Consider the following 17,783-nt stretch of genomic DNA (forward strand, 5'->3'; position numbering starts at 1 on the left):
CAACTATTTTTTCGACATAATATTTTGGATAATTGCAGTGGTTGATACGCCTTCTTCAAACCCAAGCACTTCCACTTTGCCTCCGGCAGCAATCACTTCTGCGCCGCCAGCAATATCTTCTACTTTATAATCGCCACCTTTGACGAGTGCGTCAGGTAATAACCGTGCAATCACACGCTGCGGTGTATCTTCAGCAAAAGGCACAACCCAATCCACAGACGCTAATCCCGCTAATACAGCCATACGGCGATCGACAGGGTTCACAGGGCGACCAGGACCTTTTAAGCGTGTTACGGAATCATCGCTATTCACCGCCACAATTAAGCGATCGCCCAAGGCTTTAGCTTGTTGTAAATAGCTCACATGGCCAGCATGTAAAATATCAAAACAGCCATTGGTCATCACAATACGCTCGCCACGTAAACGTGCCTGCTCCATTGCATACGCTAATTGATCTTCTGTCATAACACCAAAACCAGACTCACCACGATTGATCGCTAATGCTTGAATCAGCTCAATGCGGCTCACTGTAGAAGTGCCTAGTTTACCTACCACTACACCAGCAGCGGTATTGGCGATGGCACACGCTTGTGCCAATGTCGCGCCTGCAGCAATCGATGTAGCTAATGCAGAAATCACCGTATCCCCCGCGCCTGTCACGTCATACACTTCACGGGCAACAGTTGGAATATGCAGTTCAGGCTGATCTTTAGACACCAAGGTCATGCCCTTTTCAGAACGTGTCACTAAAATGGCTTTAAAATCATGTAACTTTATAAGTGCCTGCGCTTTTTCAATCAGATCATCTTCACCGGTTACGGTACCCACTACGGCTTCAAACTCACTCATGTTGGGTGTGATAAGTGACGCACCATGGTAGCGGGCAAAATCATGGCCTTTAGGGTCGACCAATACTGTCACGCCTTTCGCGCGGGCTTTGGCGATAAAGTCTTTAGGTTCGTGAATCGCGCCTTTGGCGTAATCAGACAGGACTAACACATCTACGTTATCTAAAATCGATTCACTTTGGTCAAACAGCGCTTGGCTACTGGCTTTATCGAACAATTCTTCAAAATCTAAACGGATTAATTGCTGATTACGAGACAATACTCGTAATTTTGTAATCGTGGGCTTATCGGCAACGCTTAACCATTGCGGCTCAACCCCAAACACTTTAACCCCTTGGGTTAACGCTTCTGCAGTTTCATCTTGGCCGACAAGGCCGGCTAAATGAACATGTCCGCCCAGAGCGGCAATATTCAATGCCACGTTGGCAGCGCCGCCAGGTCTATCTTCAATCTGGTTAATTTTAACAACAGGCACAGGCGCTTCGGGAGAAATGCGTCCCGTTGGACCCACCCAATAGCGATCCAACATTACATCCCCAATCACTAAAATACGCGCGTTTTCAAACGCTGGGAGAGAAACCTTCATTGTGTATTCACTGTGTTGTAAAAATTTAACCGCAATTGTACCTAATTTTCAGCAGAATAATGAGTTAGAATAACAAATAATTTTTGAGAACAAGACGAGTTATCTGTGGTCGAAAAAGCCGAATTTTCTTCTGATTTATATCATCCTAAACATTGGCCTATGTGGTTTGGCGTATTATTAATGCGCACTACGTTATTGCTGCCCTTGCGCTGGCAAATGAAAATGGGCAGCGCCATTGGCCGCTTAGTTAAAAAATTGGCTAAAAGTCGTGCTCATACCGCCCGTCGTAATATTGATTTATGTTTTCCAGACATGAGCGAAACAGATAAGCAACAGCTCCTCGATCGCACCTTTGAAGAAACCGGCAAAGCGTTATTCGACACCATTAACGCATGGTGGTGGTCAAATGATCGCATTCAACAACACATGACCATCAAAGGCACCGAACATGTCAGCGACAGCCTAGACAGTGGTAAAGGGGTGATTTTATTTGCGGTGCATTGCTTACCGCTTGAAATGGGCGCGCGTATCTTTGGCCAATTTGCGCCCGGTATTGGGGTATATCGCCCGCATAACAATCCTGTGATGGAATATTTGCAGGTAAAAGGCAGGTTGCGCTCAAATAAAGGCCTAGTGCCCAAACGTGATGTCCGCCAAATGATCCGCAGCTTACGCGCCCCGAATGTTATTTGGTATACCGCCGATCAAGACTTTGGCCGGTCAAGCGCTGTGTTTATCCCGTTTTTTGCCGTGCCCGATGCGGCAACCATTACCGGCGCGACCTCACTGGCTAGACTCGGTAAAGCCAATGTATTGCCTTTTTTTGTTGAACGTAACGCCGACGACACAGGCTATAATCTCGAAATCATGCCGGCGCTCGACAACTTCCCCGGCGACAACGAAACTGACGATGCGATTCGCGGTAATCAAATTGTTGAGCAATTAATTAATCGCAATCGAAACCAATACATGTGGCTCCATCGACGATTTAAAACTCGGCCAGTTAAAGGCTCACCGTCGTTATACAAATAATAAAAAAGCGCCATGAAGGCGCTTTTTATTTAATCTTTAACAATGCTTTAGGTCTTTTTAGTCGTAAACTCAAATTCTTGCGAGATATGTGCCGCTTTAAATCCAGCCGGATTTTGCATTAAATTGGTTGCAATAAAATCAGCTGCCATACCAAATGGCTTTTTATTAATTTGGCGCATAAACATCATTCCTTGCGCGGATTTAGCGCTCAGATACGAATAAGCCAAACTATTACATTCTACAACCCAATCGGCAGTAACACTGGCCGCTTCTGTTTTTGGCAAACAACTTAACCCAATTGAATCTTCATTAAGTGTAATCGACAACTCAACGAGATCGCCCTGAGCCGATTGAGTATCTTGGTTGTCAGCCTCAGCCAACATCGACATCATGCCACCCAAAGCCAACGTCAGTACCGTGCTTGATAATTTCATATTAACTCCTTTTAATACTTTATAGCGTGAAAGACTGTCACAAATAGCAATCACACCTCGGCCGAAAGCATGGCTGTAACTGCCTTGGTCTGTTTACAAAAAGTCACACATTTCATTCAGTGATTTTTTATCCATTGCATGTTGTGGAACCGTGGCATTGTCGGCAGGATAACCGGCAATAATTAACATATATGGCCGTTCGTTATCGTTGTCTCGACCGCATACTTTACTCAAAAAGCTCATGGGTTTAGGCGTATGGGTTAATGTACCAAGCCCGGCATGATGAAGTGCCTGAATTAAAAAACCAGTCGCGATACCTACAGACTCATGTACATAATAATTGGTCTTTTGCTCGCCTTCATCCTCACTGCGTTTTTGGCTAAACACCGCAATCAACCAGGGCGCATGTTCCAAATAAGGTTTATTTGCATCTGTACCTAATGGTTTTAACGCATCTAACCATTCTTCTCCAGCGCGACCAGCATAAAAAGCCTGCTCTAACGCTTCAGCTTGTTGACGGATTTGTGCTTTTATCTCAGGGCTATTAATCGCCACAAAGTGCCAGGGTTGATGATTAGCCCCATTAGGCGCTGTGCCTGCAGCTAAAATACATTGTTCAATAATGGCTTGCGGTACGGCGCGATCGGAAAAGGCCCGAATAGAGTGACGACGCTTCACCTCTTGATAGTTATCTTGGGCACGTTTAAGCATTTCATCTTGCGGGTATTCTATAAAATCGGTAAGCGGCAAATGCGCTGTCATAACATGTCCTTAAAATGAGCCGATTGAGATAATGCTATAAGCTAACAAACATCACTAAAAATGCTATACAAATATTCTTATTGAATCCCTATCGCCGACAGATTACAGTCAATAGCATGAGTTCAACGTTTTAGCATAATAAAGGATTATATGATTGCAGCGATAATGGGCGCGACAGGCTTAGTCGGTAATGCGTTACTGAGCCAATTAATTGAAAGTGAACAGTACAGCAAAGTTATCGTGATTGGACGTTCAACACCTGCACTGGTTGAGCATCAATTTGGCGCTGAAAAAGTGCAATTTATTGCCTGCCAAATTGATGAGTTACGTGAGTTAACCTTATCAGAAAAAATCGACCATGCGTTTTGCTGCCTCGGTACCACCATAAAAGAAGCCGGTAGCGAAGAAGCCTTTATTCAAGTCGATAAACTTGCCGTACTCGCCTTTGCTAAATTATGCCTGGTGCAAAATAATCCCACACTTAAATTTATGGTGGTTACCGCGCAAGGCGCTAGCGCCAAATCAACCGTGTTTTATAATCGGATTAAAGGTGAAGTCGAACAAGGGTTAACTGCTATGGCATTGCCTGTGTTAAATATTTTCCAACCTAGCTTATTATTAGGCGAGCGCGCTCAAGGGCGTTTTTTAGAAGGGATAGGACAAACATTATTTAGCATTCTTGGCTGGCTATTCATTGGGCCATTACGCAAGTTTCAACCGATTGATGCAAACACAGTTGCGGAGGCGATGTACCAAGTCGCACTCAAGCCTCAAACCGCACCAACAACCAGAATAATCACCAATGTGATGATGCATAACAGCCAACATTAAGCCTCTGAGCTCGAAATACGAGATACGAGATAATAGCGAAACGAAGCAATAGATTAACGATGTAAAAGACTCTAGCAAGCAACCGGTAAGGATGGAGAAGAATATGAATGACAATGATTATTTAACTTTAGATGAAGTCTGCGAAATACTCGATAAAAGTCCTACAACGATTAGACGCTATGCTCGAGAGAATCTGTTATTGAGTGAGCAAAATGGCCAAGAACTGAGTTTTAATAAAGTGGAAGTCATGCGCTATTTAACTTTTTCAGACCGCTTAGGTTAATGCGAACAACACCATCAAGCACATAAAAAATCCCCAAGCGCTTAACGCGCTTGGGGATTTTTGTTATCTCACCGCTACACTGAATCGGTTAACGCCTCAAATACATTGGCACTAATCGCCAAAGTCATCGAGTAAAATGTTTTCAGACTCCACACCTAAACTTTCTAGCATGGCTATCACTGACGCATTCATGATCGGCGGGCCACACATATAAAATTCGCAATCTTCTGGCGCTTTATGCTGCTTTAAGTAGTTCTCAAACAGCACGTTATGAATAAAGCCGGTGTAACCCGTCCAGTTATCTTCTGGCAACGGATCAGACAGCGCCACATGCCAGACAAAGTTATCATTTTCGGCAGCTAATTGATCAAAGTCTTGTTGATAAAACACTTCACGGGTTGAACGAGCGCCGTACCAAAAACTCATTTTACGCTTGGTTTTAACACTTTTTAATTGATTAAAAATGTGTGAACGCATTGGCGCCATACCCGCACCACCGCCAACAAACACCATCTCAGCATCGGTCTCTTTAACAAAGAACTCACCAAAGGGTCCTGAAATCGTGACCTTGTCACCGGCTTTTAAATTAAAGATGTACGACGACATTTTCCCAGGAGGTAAGCCCTCTTTTGGCGGGGTCGCAATACGCACGTTAAGCATAATACGGCCCTTTTCATCTGGGTAATTTGCCATTGAGTAAGCACGTAAAACGTCTTCATCAACGGTAGACACTAAGTCGAATAAGCCGTACTTAACCCAGTCGCCACGATACTCCTCAGGAATATCAAAATCGGCATAACGCACTACATGAGCAGGCGCTTCAATTTGAATATAACCACCAGCTTTAAATAATACTTCTTCGCCATCAGGAATTTTTAATAGCAATTCTTTAATAAAGGTTGCCTGGTTATTATTTGAAATAACCTCACATTGCCATTTTTTAACCCCAAAGATTTCTTCGTCAACTTCAAGTTCCATGTCTGTGCGCACGGCAACCTGACACGCCAAGCGACAACCTTCTTTGGCTTCTTTTTTAGTAATATGATCAAGCTCAGTGGCTAAAATATCACCGCCGCCCGATTTTACTTTAACGCGACATTGGCCACAGGTTCCGCCACCGCCACAAGCCGATGGAATAAAAATTTGTTTTCCTGCTAACGCGCTAAGTAACTTGTCACCAGCGGGTGTTGTCACGCTTTTACTTGCATCACCATTAATGCCAATAGTGACATCAGCGGTACTGACTAACTTACGTTTGGCGAGTAAAATCACCATTACTAGGATGCATACCACAATGGTAAACATGCCTATACCTATTGCCATTTCCATTACATAGCCCTTCTTATCAATGCGTTATAACGTGATGCCAGCAAAAGACATAAACCCAAGCGCCATCAACCCTGTCGTGATAAAGGTAATACCGATACCTTGTAAACCATCAGGTATGGCATGAAACTTCATCCGCTCACGTAAGCCTGCAAGTAATACAATCGCCATTGCCCAACCCACAGCCGAACCCGATGCAAACACCACAGATTCAGTAAAGTTATAGTCACGGTTAGCCATAAAAATAACCCCAGCAAAAATGGCGCAGTTTACGGTTAATAACGGTAAAAAGATCCCCAATGACTGATACAAAGTAGGAATGTAACGATCTAAAAACATTTCTAAAATTTGCACTAATGCGGCTATCACCCCAATAAAGGTAATCAGCTGTAAGTAGCTTAAATTTAACTCAGCAAAACCTGCCCAGGCTAACGCACCTGGCGCAAGAATATTCACATAAATGATTTGATTTAATGGCACAGCCAGCACCATCACCACAATCACGGCAATCCCTAAACCAAACGCGGTAGAGACCTTTTTAGACACGGCAAGAAACGTACACATACCCAGGAAAAAAGACAGGGCCATGTTGTCGATAAATGCAGCTTGGATAAATAAATTAATATAGTGTTCCATGATGCTTCCTTATCTGCGCTTACGCTGAACGACTTTAATGGCCCAAATCATCACGCCAATTAAAAAGAATGCACTCGGCGGTAACGTGAACATTTCGTTAGCGAGGTACCAACCACCGTTTTCAATGGTGGTAAATATGTCGTGACCAAACAAACTGCCACGGCCTAACAATTCACGGACAAAAGCAACGCCCAGTAAAATTAAGCCATAGCCCATGGCATTACCTAATGCATCAACCACAGCTAAATGTGGTGGGTGTTTCATGGCAAAGGCTTCAGCACGGCCCATGATGATACAGTTAGTAATGATCAAACTGACAAACACAGATAACTGTTTTGACAGTTCATACGCCACATCTTGCAGCACCATATCGACAATAATCACCAATGAGGCAATCACGGTCATTTGCGCAATAATCCGCACACTGTTAGGAATAAAGTGGCGAATACTGGAGATAATTAAGTTAGAAAACACCAGTACAAAGGTCACGGCTAAGGTCATCACTAATGCGGTTTGCATTGAGTTACTCACCGCCAACGCTGAACACACACCGAGCACCTGCATGGCGACGGGGTTATTTTCAAATATTGGCGATGTTAAAATCTCGCGAGTAGACGTGTTATTACTCATTTACTTACCCTCCGCAGCAATCGCGTGTAGATAGGTTTGATATCCTTCAACGCCAAACCAGAACTCAACTAAACGTTGGATCCCAACACCTGTTCGCGTTGCCCCACTGACACCATCGATGCCGTGAATATCACCGTCTTTAGCGCCGCCTTTAATGACTTTAATCGCCATTTTGCCTTTTTCATCAAACAGTTTTTTACCCTGCCATAACCCTAACCACTGTGGGTCGGTAACAAAATCGGCAATACCCGGGGTTTCACCGTGTTCGTAAAATACGATATTTTCAATGGTATTAAGGTCTGGTTTAATTGCCATATAGCCATAAATAATCGACCATAAACCTTTACCGTAAATTGGCATTACAATGCTAGACAGCTGGTTATTGCTATCGTAAACCTCAAAAATACGGATATCATTTGCCATGGTTTTAATCTTGGCGATGTCTTTTTTAGGTTTACTAGACGTGTCAGGATTGATGGCCGCCATCCGCTCGTCAAAGTCGAGCAAGTTGTCTTTTTCAGTGACTTGCCCACTGGCTAAATTAACCATTTTAGGCTTAACACGCTGCGCAAACAGCTCGCTAAAGTCACCCTGGCTAATATCAATACCCGCGGCTTTTAGTACAAACTGCTTCACTTCATCACGCTTTTTGGCCAACTTACGCTCTTTTAAAATCTCGGCAGTACCAGTGATCATAAACGAGCAAATCAAGCTTAAAACGATGATAAAAATCATTGTTCCGGTAACGGTATCTTTTTTAAAGGCCATGACGTTTTAGTCTCCGTTTAATATTGGCTTGAGCGACTAGGTAGTCGAATAACGGTGCCCATAAATTGGTAAACAAGATGGCTAACATAATGCCTTCAGGCATTTTTGCATTGAGTAAACGGATAACGATGGTCATCAAACCAATCGTAAAACCATAAGCAAACTTGGCCTTGCGGGTATATGAGGCGGTAACCGGGTCGGTTGCCATAAACATCATCCCCAAGGCAAAACCGCCTGTCACTAAGTGCCATGTCCACGGCATTGCTGACATAGGGTTTCTGCTTGAACCAAAGTAGTTAAACAATAAGACGGTTAATATCATCCCAACCATTACACCCGCCACAACGCGCCAATCAGCAATACGGGTCATTAATAAAATGCCGCCGCCAATTAAAATCGCTAAGGTGCTGGTTTCGCCAACAGAACCTGGCGTAAAGCCTAAAAAGGCATCCCACCAGGTGCTATCGCTAAACACACTGAACCAACTTGTGTCGACGAAGCTGAGCTTTTTCGCCACAGTCAGCGTTAGCGTGGTTGCGCCAGAATAGCCATCAGCCGCAACAAACTGGCCTAATGCGACCACCTCTGTTGGGTAAGCAAAATAAATAAAGGCATAACCCGCAAGCGCAGGATTTAAGAAGTTATACCCCATGCCGCCAAACATCTCTTTTGCCACCACAACACCAAAACTGAGGCCTAACGCCACAATCCATAATGGTGTCGAAATCGGTAAAATAAGTGAGAACAGCAACGCAGTAATAAAGAAGCCTTCGTGTAACTCTTGGTGGCGAACTTTAGCAAATACCACCTCCCACACTAGGCTCACTACCAATGCGGTGAGGTAAAATGGCACATAAAAACTGGCACCATAGGCAAACAAACTGATTAAGCCAGAGCTTTCAGTTAACGGGCCAAACAATAAGTTATAAATGGCCAGTTGCCATGCTTCTGGTTGCGTGGCACCGGCCATAATGGCTACCTGGGCTTGCAGCCCCAAGTTGTACATACCAAATAACATCGCCGGAAATAAACACATGCCCACAATGTGCATGGTGCGTTTAACATCAATGGCATCACGGATATGCACATGGCCTTTAGTACTGCGGCCATTGGCAATCCATAATGAACGTAAGAAACTACGCATCGAGTCGCCATGAGCGTAATAGCTATCTTGGCTGGGCTTTTTCTGTTGCTGACTCATTAACCTTCCCTCTCGATAATATCTAGGCAAGCACGAAGTTCTTTACCAAAGTCATACTTTCCTGGGCACACAAACGTACATAAGGCTAAATCTTCTTCATCTAGCTCTAATGCGCCCAGCAGTTGCGCTTCGTCGGTATCTCGGACCACTAAATCGCGCACCAATAAGATAGGGAGAATATCCAGCGGCATAACATGGTCAAGTTGGCCAAAGGCCATCATGGCGCGAGGAGAGCCACCTGCATGAGTGGTAAAATCGAATAGTTTTTTGGTGCGGCTGAAGCCAGACATCATGATGCCGGTGAGCGAAAACTTATTGTTGTCATGACGCACCCAAGGTAATACTTCCTGGCGATCATTTTCAGTTAGCACACTGACCTGATTATGGAATCGACCAAGGTAATCATAAACCCCTGCCGCTGTGTGGCCTGACAATAATGACCCAGACACGATGCGCGACTGACGCTGGTCAATTTCACTATTAACCCATTCGCTGAGTTTTGCACCCAATTGGGTACGCACCAAACGCGGTTTTAATACATTTGGGCCAGCAATAGCGACGATGCGGTCGGTATACAGTTCACCGGTTAAAAACAATTTGCCAAAGGCAATCACGTCTTGATAACCCAAATGCCACACTTGACGCTCAATACTGGCTGGCAAGAGATAATGTATATGGGTACCGACTAGACCAGCAGGGTGTACGCCATTAAAACGCTGAACGCTAATGTCTGATAAGTCATACTCATTTGCTTGCTTGATCAGTGACTCCCCCTCGTCCTGACACAAGTACACTTTGCCAGAGGTTAATATGCTCAACACATATAGCCCGGCCTCAAATGCTGCCGTTTGAGTAGCAATAACGACGCGAGGATCGGCCGCTAACGGATTGGTATCAACAGCGGTGACAAATATGCCTGCTGGAGTAGCATCAAGCTGCGGTACGCGCGAAAACGGACGAGTTCTGAATGCAGTCCATAACCCACTGTCGACTAAGCCCTGCTTAACGCTTTCAAGACTTAAACCGCTAAGCACCTGTGGTTGCAAAATATTAGTCGCTGCTTGCTCAGCATCACAATCAATCACTACCGACTGTAAAACACGACGATCACCGCGGTTAATCGCAGATACCACACCACTTGCTGGCGCGGTAAATCGCACGCCAGGCGTTTTTTTGTCTTCAAATAGCGTTTGGCCTACTATTACGCGATCGCCAACCTCAACCATCATGGTTGGTTTTAGACCAACATATTCTTCGCCAATCAACGCCACTTGCGTCGCTTTAGGCATGCCATCTATTTGCTGAAGTGGTTCACCAGCAATCGGGATATCAAGCCCCCGCTTAATGGTTATCACTGGGTTTGCAACACCAGCCATGTCATTCACCATCTATAAAAAATTTCGATAGCTTATGGTATATGTTTGCAACTGCTAATATATGAACAAAGATCACACTCCCAGCGCAGACTGTAATTTTGAAACATAACCTAATCGCAAATTTGTGAGGTGGATCAATTTATCGCAACAAGCGAAATCACTTTATGTAATTTTTGTATCAGAAAGGTTGTTACATACATGAGCATTTATGCTTACTTGCTAATAAAGCAAATAAGCATAAACCTCAGTATTGGCGGGGAGTTTAGCGGGTTAATTAACAGCACTTGTTCGCTGTAACATACCTTGTTCAATGGTATAAACCGCATCCATTTTGTCTAAGGCTGTGGTGCGATGGCTAATCATTAATAAGGTTTTATTTTCAGCAAAATTCAATAACAGTGACAGTATTTCGCGCTCGGTACGTTTATCGAGCCCTTCTGTTGGTTCATCTAATAACAACAGCGGGGCATCACGCAGTAACGCTCTCGCCACGCCTATTCGACGCTGTTCGCCGCCCGATAATTGTCGCCCACCTTCGCCAATCCATATGTCCAAAGGTTTATCGCCTTGCAACAATGCCCCTAAACCCACTTGCTGTAATACATTTATAAAGCGCTCATCGTGGGCTTTTTTCGGCTCGCCTTGTATAAAAGGTAACGCTAGCGCTAAATTGTCACGCAATGTGCCGGCAAATAAATAAATACGTTGGCTCACCACCGTCATAGCTGCTCGCAGTTCAGCTTCGCTGTAATCGGCTATTGGGTGCCCATCGAGGGTAATATTGCCTTGCTGCGACAACCATTCTCGGGTAATCAGCCCAAACAAGCTCGATTTACCACAGCCTGTAGGGCCAACTATCGCCACCTTCTCACCCGCGTTTAGGGTTAAATTAACGCCCTGTAAAATCGGTGAGTTTGGCTGATAAGCAAAATGCACCTGATGCAATTGCAATGCGCCGGAGCTAGCTTGAAGCGAACTTTGATCATTAAAGCTTACCGCGGGGGCTTGTTCTGTGATGTCTGTGACACGCTGTGCGGCTAATAAGGTACTGGATAAATGTTGAAATGCACCTGCGATGGGCATCATCATTTCGAGGCTGGCCATGGTTGCAAACACCATCAATGCCATTAATGGGCCTGGCGGCACCTTATCGCCCACGCCATGACTGGCCAAATACAACATCACCACTACCGCAATACCGTTAACGATAATCAGCATAGCTTGGCTTAAGCCTGTAATATTGGCCATGGCTGTTTGTTGACTAAACAATCGCGCTTGCGCTTGCTCAAGTTTAGCTAAGTAGCGGTTGTTAGCCGCAAATAGACTTAATTCGGCTTGGCCCTGAATAACATCTAATAACATGACTCGATATTGCTGTTTCGCATCAATTAATGCCCGACCAGGCGCTTTACCGAGCACATAAAACACTACAGGTAATACGCACCAGGCTAACAATAAAATGCTGCACAAACTCAAGGCTAAGCTGAGATCAAACCAAGCTAGAAAAATACCTAAGCCTGCAATCATCAGTAGCGACGCGAATAAAGGCGTAAGCAAGCGTAAATACAAATGATCTAAGGTATCGATGTCGGCCACTAAACGATTAAGCAAATCACCTTTACGTAAACCTTGCAGGTTGGCAGCACTGAGCGGTAAAAGTTTTTGCCATGCCCAAATCCGTAACTGAGTGAGTAACTTAAATGTCGCTTCGTGGGTGGCTAAACGCTCACCATAGCGGCTGGCGGTACGGGCGATAGAGAAAAAACGTACCCCACCTGCTGGGGTAAAAAAGTTAAACATTTGCGCAGTGACAATCGATAAGCCCGCGATTGCCGTCGCCGATAAAAACCAGCCCGATAGCGACAATAAACCAATGCCGGTTAATAAGGTGATAAAGGTTAATATTAAGCCGGTCAGCATCATTAACCACTGGCGACGAAACAAAGCTAAAAACGGCATTAATACTCGCAATGATGTGCTACGCGTTGATGTCGATTGTGGGGATATCGATTGTGGGGATGCAGTTTGAGGTGAGGTTTGCTCATTCGAGTGAGTCATTAGTAACCCTCCTGCTGCTGATTAATCATTTGCGCTAACAATCCATCACTGTGTTGTAATTGGCTCACATGACCTTGCTGCACAATAACGCCTTTATCCATCACCAACACCCTGTCCATCGAGCTTAAATCATCTAACCGATGGGTAACGGTTAACCCACTAGCGCCTTGCATAGCACGTTGTAATGACGCTAAAACAAACTGCTCGCTTTGAGCATCTAAACTGGCAGTCGGTTCATCAAGTAAAAACAGCTTGGCGGGTTGCGCAAGTGCCCGCGCCAACGCAAAACGTTGCGCCTGGCCAACAGAAACCCCGGCACTTTGATCGCTTATCATCAGGTCGAGCCCTAGGACATGCTGAGTGACAAAATCGCCGATGTTAGCTTGCTCAAGTAACGCCATTATTTGCGGGTCAGTTAATTGCGGATTTGCTAGCGCGACGTTATCGCGCACCGTGCCATGAAACAATTGCGGATCCTGGCCAAGCCAAGCTAAATGACGTCGCCAATCGGCCAATTGAATACTCGACAGCGATCGCTGATTGATTTTCAGGCTGCCTTTGTAAGGTAAAAACCCGAGTAAAGCATTGAGCAAACTGGTTTTACCTGCGCCACTTGGGCCAACTATCGCCCAATGTTCGCCCGCTGGCAACGTAAATGAAATAGGCCCTAACAAACGCTGACCATCAATGCTAAACACCTCAAGTTCAACCGCTTCTATACTGACCGCATCAGCTGAAAATGGTGCTTTAGGCTGGCTATTGGCGGCCGTTTCGCTGCCTTTAACTTGATAATTGAGCAGTTCGACTAACGTTTCTGCCGCACCAATTGCTTGCGCTTTGGCATGGTAATGGGTGCCTAAATCGCGCAGTGGCTGAAAAAACTCTGGCGCTAAAATGAGTACAAACATGCCGGTAAATAAGCTAATACCTACACCGTAATGGCCAAAATCTAAATGGTCTAAATAACTAAAGCCAAAATACACTGCTAGCACAGCAATCGACACTGCAGCAAAAAACTCTAATACCGCTGAGCTTAAAAAAGCTAACCGCAGCACTGACATAGTGCGACTACGAAAACCTTCTGAAGCTGTTTCGATATTAACTAACTCAGCGTCACCACGGTGGAATAACTTAACCGTCTGCAAGCCTTTTAAACGGTCCATAAAATGGCCGCTTAACCGAGACAACGCCTTAACATTCTTGCGGTTAGCATCAGCAGCGCCCATGCCCACCAAAATCATAAACATCGGGATCAAGGGGGCTGTGGTTAATAAAATAATCCCTGCAGCCCAATTAAGTGGAAATACACACACCAAAATAAGCAAAGGAATAAAACCGGCTAACATCATTTGCGGCACGTATTTAGCGTAATAGTCGTGTAAGTCTTCAACTTGTTCAAACACTATGCTTGCCCAGGCGCCTGAAGGTTTGCCCTTAATAAACACGGGCCCCAACTCAACCAATTTACTCAACACGGCTTGACGAATATCAGTGCGCAAACGCTTACCCGCCTCAAAACTCACCCGCTCACGCACTTGCGCTAATCCGGCTCGCAGCAGTAACAAACCAATGAGGCCGATAAATTCAATGCTGGATGCTTGCACAGGCATATTTTGCATAATCACTTGCTGTAAAATACGCGCAATACAATAAGCTTGCCCAACAATGGCAACGCCATTGAGCCAGCCACATAAAATAGATAACTTAAGGAAAATACCACAGGCAGACTGTTGGCTTTTAAGCCACTGAGTTAATGACTTTTCTAACGACTTATCCATAACGCTCCAGTGGTGTTGCTCTTCGCCCATAATTGGCTGCAGTATCGCAGCACTGGACCTGAGATAACACCTTAAACAGTGTAAATGTTAACTGATTCACATTTTGCTAATGGACTATTAGCAATGGATATCAGTTATAGATAATCGCGCTTAAATCAAGCTGAAACTACAACAGAAATGGTTCACTCGAGGGGGTATGACCGTATTTAACCAACACATGCCATAACAATTTTAAATCTTGCAGCTTTTTAGTATGCGCCCCGCGCTCGCTCCACGAGGTAGGTTGTTTTTGCAGTTGATATGCCGCTCGGCCAATAATGTCGGCATTAATGATTTCATCTTCAGCAATGCTTTTTGCCAACGCAGGCATCACAGCGCCTCTAAAATCATCAGGCACATCCGCAATGTGCATTTGTCTGCCGTTGTGCCAATGCAGTTCGATGTCATATTCAGCGCACAATGCCATTAATGAATCGCCAATTTTACTGCCATTAAACGACGGGTCAGCCACCAGCATGGCAATGTCCCTCTCTAGCGACACATCACCGTGAATTTGTGCTTCGATGTAATGATCTAAATTACCACTGGTCATACCCTCAAAGCGTGAAGTCACCGGATCGGTTAAATGCTGGCTAAAGTGCGAAATTAACTTACTCGGTTTAAGGCCTGCGCAGCCCAAGGCATATTGACGTTCAAAACTCTCACTCATTAACGCCGCTAAAATGGCATCAAAACATTTGATGGTGCCCTTTTCTTTGGGTAACCGATAAGAGTCCATATAGCTGAAGGTACAACGAGATAGTATTTGCGAGTGAGTGATTAAATAACAGCTACCAAAACGCGGCGCAGGCCCCAAAGGACATAAACCAAAATCGAGTGCGCCGTATTTGGGCCGATGCTTAATACCAGCATAGCTATTACCAAATAATTGATTTTCCCAATGGTCTCGAGAACCACCTAACTCTGGTGATAAATGGCCATTAGACACATGGGTCTCAAATTGGCTTTTATAGACACCATCACGCAATAGACCGTCAATGACACTCAGGCCACGGTTATCAATTCTATCCGGATGAAAATGCAATGCCACGCGGCTGTGGCTCGATAATTGGCGCATCGCCAGTTGGAGCTCTAAAGTAGAAATATTCGACATTAACAACACATTCTTGAGCACAGCATGAGCATGGTCTCGCAGCTCGTATGCCGTTTTCTCAATATGTGATAACGCCGTTAATTTCATCAGTCAGTAATACCTTAACCTTCAATCACTTCAGCTAGGCTGCTAAAGTTCGATTGTCATTTTATTGTATGTAATAAGTTGAGTTTTAGCACTGATCGATGCCTCAAGATTAACACTATTTCATTCTAAATCATTATATTCTGTGGATCAGTCGACTATTACACCCTTAGCAGACACAGCAAGCTCACAAGGCTTAGTGTTGGCGGCTATAATAAGAGTTTAATAGCACTTATAGCCGTTTTCAGGTAAGCTTCACGGCCGCCGTTTCTGGCTACCTTTTATTCATAGCAACAATATGTTGCCCAAAGAGATTTTTCTATGAGTTTTGCCTCACTTGGTCTGAATGCTGCTATTTTAAAAGCAGTTGAAAAACAAGGTTATGACACCCCCTCTCCGATTCAAGCACAAGCCATTCCAGCAGTACTAGCCGGACAAGACGTCATGGCAGCCGCCCAAACCGGGACAGGAAAAACCGCAGGCTTTACCCTGCCAATCCTAGAATTATTGTCAAAAGGCAACCGCGCCCAGCGTGGCCAAGTGCGTGCATTAGTATTGACTCCAACGCGTGAATTAGCCGCACAGGTTCAAGAAAGTGTTGCCACTTACGGTATCAACCTACCGTTAAAATCAGCTGTTGTGTTTGGTGGTGTGTCTATTATCCCGCAACTTGCAGCCCTAAGAAATGGCGTTGATATTTTAGTGGCAACCCCAGGTCGACTGCTTGATCTTTGCCAACAAAAAGCTATTAGCTTCAGCAACTTAGAGATTCTAGTGTTAGACGAAGCGGACCGCATGTTAGACATGGGCTTTATTCGCGACATTAAAAAAGTATTAGCGTTATTGCCACCTAAACGTCAAAACTTGATGTTTTCGGCAACCTTCTCCGATGAAATCCGCGAATTAGCCAAAGGGTTAGTCAATAACCCGGTTGAGATTTCAGTGACGCCACGTAATGCCACCGCTAACACCGTTACTCAGTGCGTGTACCCAGTGGATAAAACGCGTAAGTCGACGGCATTAATCGAATTGATTAAAACCAATGATTGGAAACAAGTGTTGGTGTTCTCGCGTACTAAACATGGTGCTAACCGTTTAGCTAAAAGTTTAGAAGCTGCCAATATTAAAGCCGCCGCTATTCATGGTAATAAAAGCCAAACAGCGCGTACTAAAGCATTGGCTGACTTTAAAGCCGGCACAGTACAAGTCATGGTGGCAACCGATATCGCCGCGCGTGGTATCGATATTGACCAACTGCCATTTGTGGTTAACTTTGACTTACCTAACGTACCTGAAGATTATGTTCATCGTATTGGCCGTACCGGCCGTGCAGGTTCTACCGGTCAAGCGGTATCGTTAGTTGGCCTTGAAGAAGTTAAGCTACTGCATGATATTGAGCGATTAATTAAGCGTACTATTGAGCGTAAGCAACTTGCAGGTTTTGAAGCGCCCTTCACTATTCCTGAAGCGAGCAGTCGCTCTGGTGGTCATAAAGCCAATAGCGTTAAAAATCCAAACCCAAATCGCAGTAAGCATGCTCAGCAAAATACAAATAATGCTGATAAGTCTGAGCGTAAATATGACTCACGCCAGCAAGCTCGCAGCAATGATGGTCAATCACAAGGCGCTAGCAAACCTAAAGCGCCAGGTAACAGACAAGAAGCGATCGCTAATGGTAATAAACCGCCACAGCGTAATCGTCCACCACGTCGCAGTGGTGCAGGCAATAGCGGTGCAGCAGCAAGCAGCAATACTGGTGCATCTAAAGACAGCGTTAACCCATATGCTAATGCCAAAATAAGAAGCTAACATTGATATTAAGCGACAAGGCTTACATCTTCTCGCTTAGAGAGTAGCCGCTTAGAGAGTAGTCGTTTGGCTAATAGTTAATTAACCCAGAGTTGATTAACCCAGAGTTGATTAACCCAGAGTTGATTAACCCAGAGTTGATTAGCCCAGAGTTGATTAGCCAATAAAAAACCGGTGAACATTGTTCA

General features: G+C 44.7%; 16 protein-coding genes. 4 read left to right on the forward strand and 12 right to left on the reverse strand.

All coding sequences use genetic code 11. The features are described from left to right. Positions 1-3 precede the first annotated feature (3 nt). Complete coding sequence (gene hldE / locus AC19MX_RS16480) at positions 4-1,434, reverse strand: bifunctional D-glycero-beta-D-manno-heptose-7-phosphate kinase/D-glycero-beta-D-manno-heptose 1-phosphate adenylyltransferase HldE (RefSeq protein WP_498299229.1); 1,431 nt, start codon at positions 1,432-1,434, stop codon at positions 4-6. A 105-nt stretch (positions 1,435-1,539) separates the two neighbouring features. On the opposite strand from hldE, the gene AC19MX_RS16485 reads away from it, so the two are divergent. After that, entirely contained in the window at positions 1,540-2,466 is a 927-nt protein-coding gene (locus AC19MX_RS16485; protein ID WP_498299230.1) for an LpxL/LpxP family Kdo(2)-lipid IV(A) lauroyl/palmitoleoyl acyltransferase, read from the forward strand. A 47-nt stretch (positions 2,467-2,513) separates the two neighbouring features. On the opposite strand, the gene AC19MX_RS16490 is transcribed toward AC19MX_RS16485, so the two are convergent. Further along, positions 2,514-2,900 carry a hypothetical protein gene (locus AC19MX_RS16490; RefSeq protein ID WP_432402582.1) on the reverse strand — a complete coding sequence of 129 codons (387 nt, stop codon included), beginning with the start codon at positions 2,898-2,900 and terminating at the stop codon, positions 2,514-2,516. A 93-nt stretch (positions 2,901-2,993) separates the two neighbouring features. Then, positions 2,994-3,662 carry a nitroreductase family protein gene (locus AC19MX_RS16495; protein ID WP_498299231.1) on the reverse strand — a complete coding sequence of 223 codons (669 nt, stop codon included), beginning with the start codon at positions 3,660-3,662 and terminating at the stop codon, positions 2,994-2,996. Between the two features lie 150 nt (positions 3,663-3,812). On the opposite strand from AC19MX_RS16495, the gene AC19MX_RS16500 reads away from it, so the two are divergent. Next, the gene (locus tag AC19MX_RS16500) at positions 3,813-4,493 is read left to right on the forward strand and encodes a Rossmann-fold NAD(P)-binding domain-containing protein (protein ID WP_432402584.1); all 681 of its coding nucleotides are present in this window, start codon (positions 3,813-3,815) and stop codon (positions 4,491-4,493) included. Positions 4,494-4,596: 103 nt separating this feature from the next. After that, a complete protein-coding gene (locus tag AC19MX_RS16505) occupies positions 4,597-4,776 on the forward strand; it encodes a helix-turn-helix domain-containing protein (protein WP_432402586.1) in 180 nt (59 codons plus the stop codon). A gap of 111 nt (positions 4,777-4,887) precedes the next feature. Here the strand turns inward: AC19MX_RS16505 and nqrF are convergent, their stop codons facing one another. The 9 genes from nqrF to AC19MX_RS16550 form a co-directional block, all read right to left on the reverse strand. Beyond that, positions 4,888-6,105: an NADH:ubiquinone reductase (Na(+)-transporting) subunit F gene (gene nqrF / locus AC19MX_RS16510; RefSeq protein WP_498299232.1), complete on the reverse strand. Its 1,218-nt coding sequence runs from the start codon at positions 6,103-6,105 to the stop codon at positions 4,888-4,890. 24 nt (positions 6,106-6,129) lie between these two features. After that, positions 6,130-6,738, reverse strand: a complete 609-nt coding sequence (gene nqrE / locus AC19MX_RS16515) for an NADH:ubiquinone reductase (Na(+)-transporting) subunit E (RefSeq protein WP_432402590.1) — start codon at positions 6,736-6,738, stop codon at positions 6,130-6,132. A 9-nt stretch (positions 6,739-6,747) separates the two neighbouring features. Continuing rightward, positions 6,748-7,368, reverse strand: coding sequence for an NADH:ubiquinone reductase (Na(+)-transporting) subunit D (locus tag AC19MX_RS16520; protein WP_432402592.1), 621 nt, complete (start codon positions 7,366-7,368; stop codon positions 6,748-6,750). Further along, positions 7,369-8,136, reverse strand: a complete 768-nt coding sequence (locus tag AC19MX_RS16525) for a Na(+)-translocating NADH-quinone reductase subunit C (protein ID WP_498299233.1) — start codon at positions 8,134-8,136, stop codon at positions 7,369-7,371. It abuts the gene before it with no gap. Further along, positions 8,126-9,337, reverse strand: coding sequence for an NADH:ubiquinone reductase (Na(+)-transporting) subunit B (locus tag AC19MX_RS16530; RefSeq protein WP_498299234.1), 1,212 nt, complete (start codon positions 9,335-9,337; stop codon positions 8,126-8,128). Before AC19MX_RS16530 ends, AC19MX_RS16525 begins: the two co-directional genes overlap by 11 nt. Continuing rightward, entirely contained in the window at positions 9,337-10,713 is a 1,377-nt protein-coding gene (locus AC19MX_RS16535; RefSeq protein ID WP_498299235.1) for a Na(+)-translocating NADH-quinone reductase subunit A, read from the reverse strand. Before AC19MX_RS16535 ends, AC19MX_RS16530 begins: the two co-directional genes overlap by 1 nt. 270 nt (positions 10,714-10,983) lie before the next feature. Next, complete coding sequence (cydC, locus tag AC19MX_RS16540) at positions 10,984-12,684, reverse strand: heme ABC transporter ATP-binding protein/permease CydC (protein WP_498299252.1); 1,701 nt, start codon at positions 12,682-12,684, stop codon at positions 10,984-10,986. 86 nt (positions 12,685-12,770) lie between these two features. Further along, entirely contained in the window at positions 12,771-14,549 is a 1,779-nt protein-coding gene (cydD, locus tag AC19MX_RS16545; protein WP_498299236.1) for a heme ABC transporter permease/ATP-binding protein CydD, read from the reverse strand. A 166-nt stretch (positions 14,550-14,715) separates the two neighbouring features. Next, positions 14,716-15,789, reverse strand: coding sequence for a DUF3626 domain-containing protein (locus tag AC19MX_RS16550; protein WP_432402603.1), 1,074 nt, complete (start codon positions 15,787-15,789; stop codon positions 14,716-14,718). A gap of 318 nt (positions 15,790-16,107) precedes the next feature. On the opposite strand from AC19MX_RS16550, the gene AC19MX_RS16555 reads away from it, so the two are divergent. Next, positions 16,108-17,595, forward strand: coding sequence for a DEAD/DEAH box helicase (locus AC19MX_RS16555; protein WP_498299237.1), 1,488 nt, complete (start codon positions 16,108-16,110; stop codon positions 17,593-17,595). Positions 17,596-17,783: the final 188 nt, after the last annotated feature.

It is taken from the genome of Shewanella sp. MF05956 (assembly GCF_059758055.1).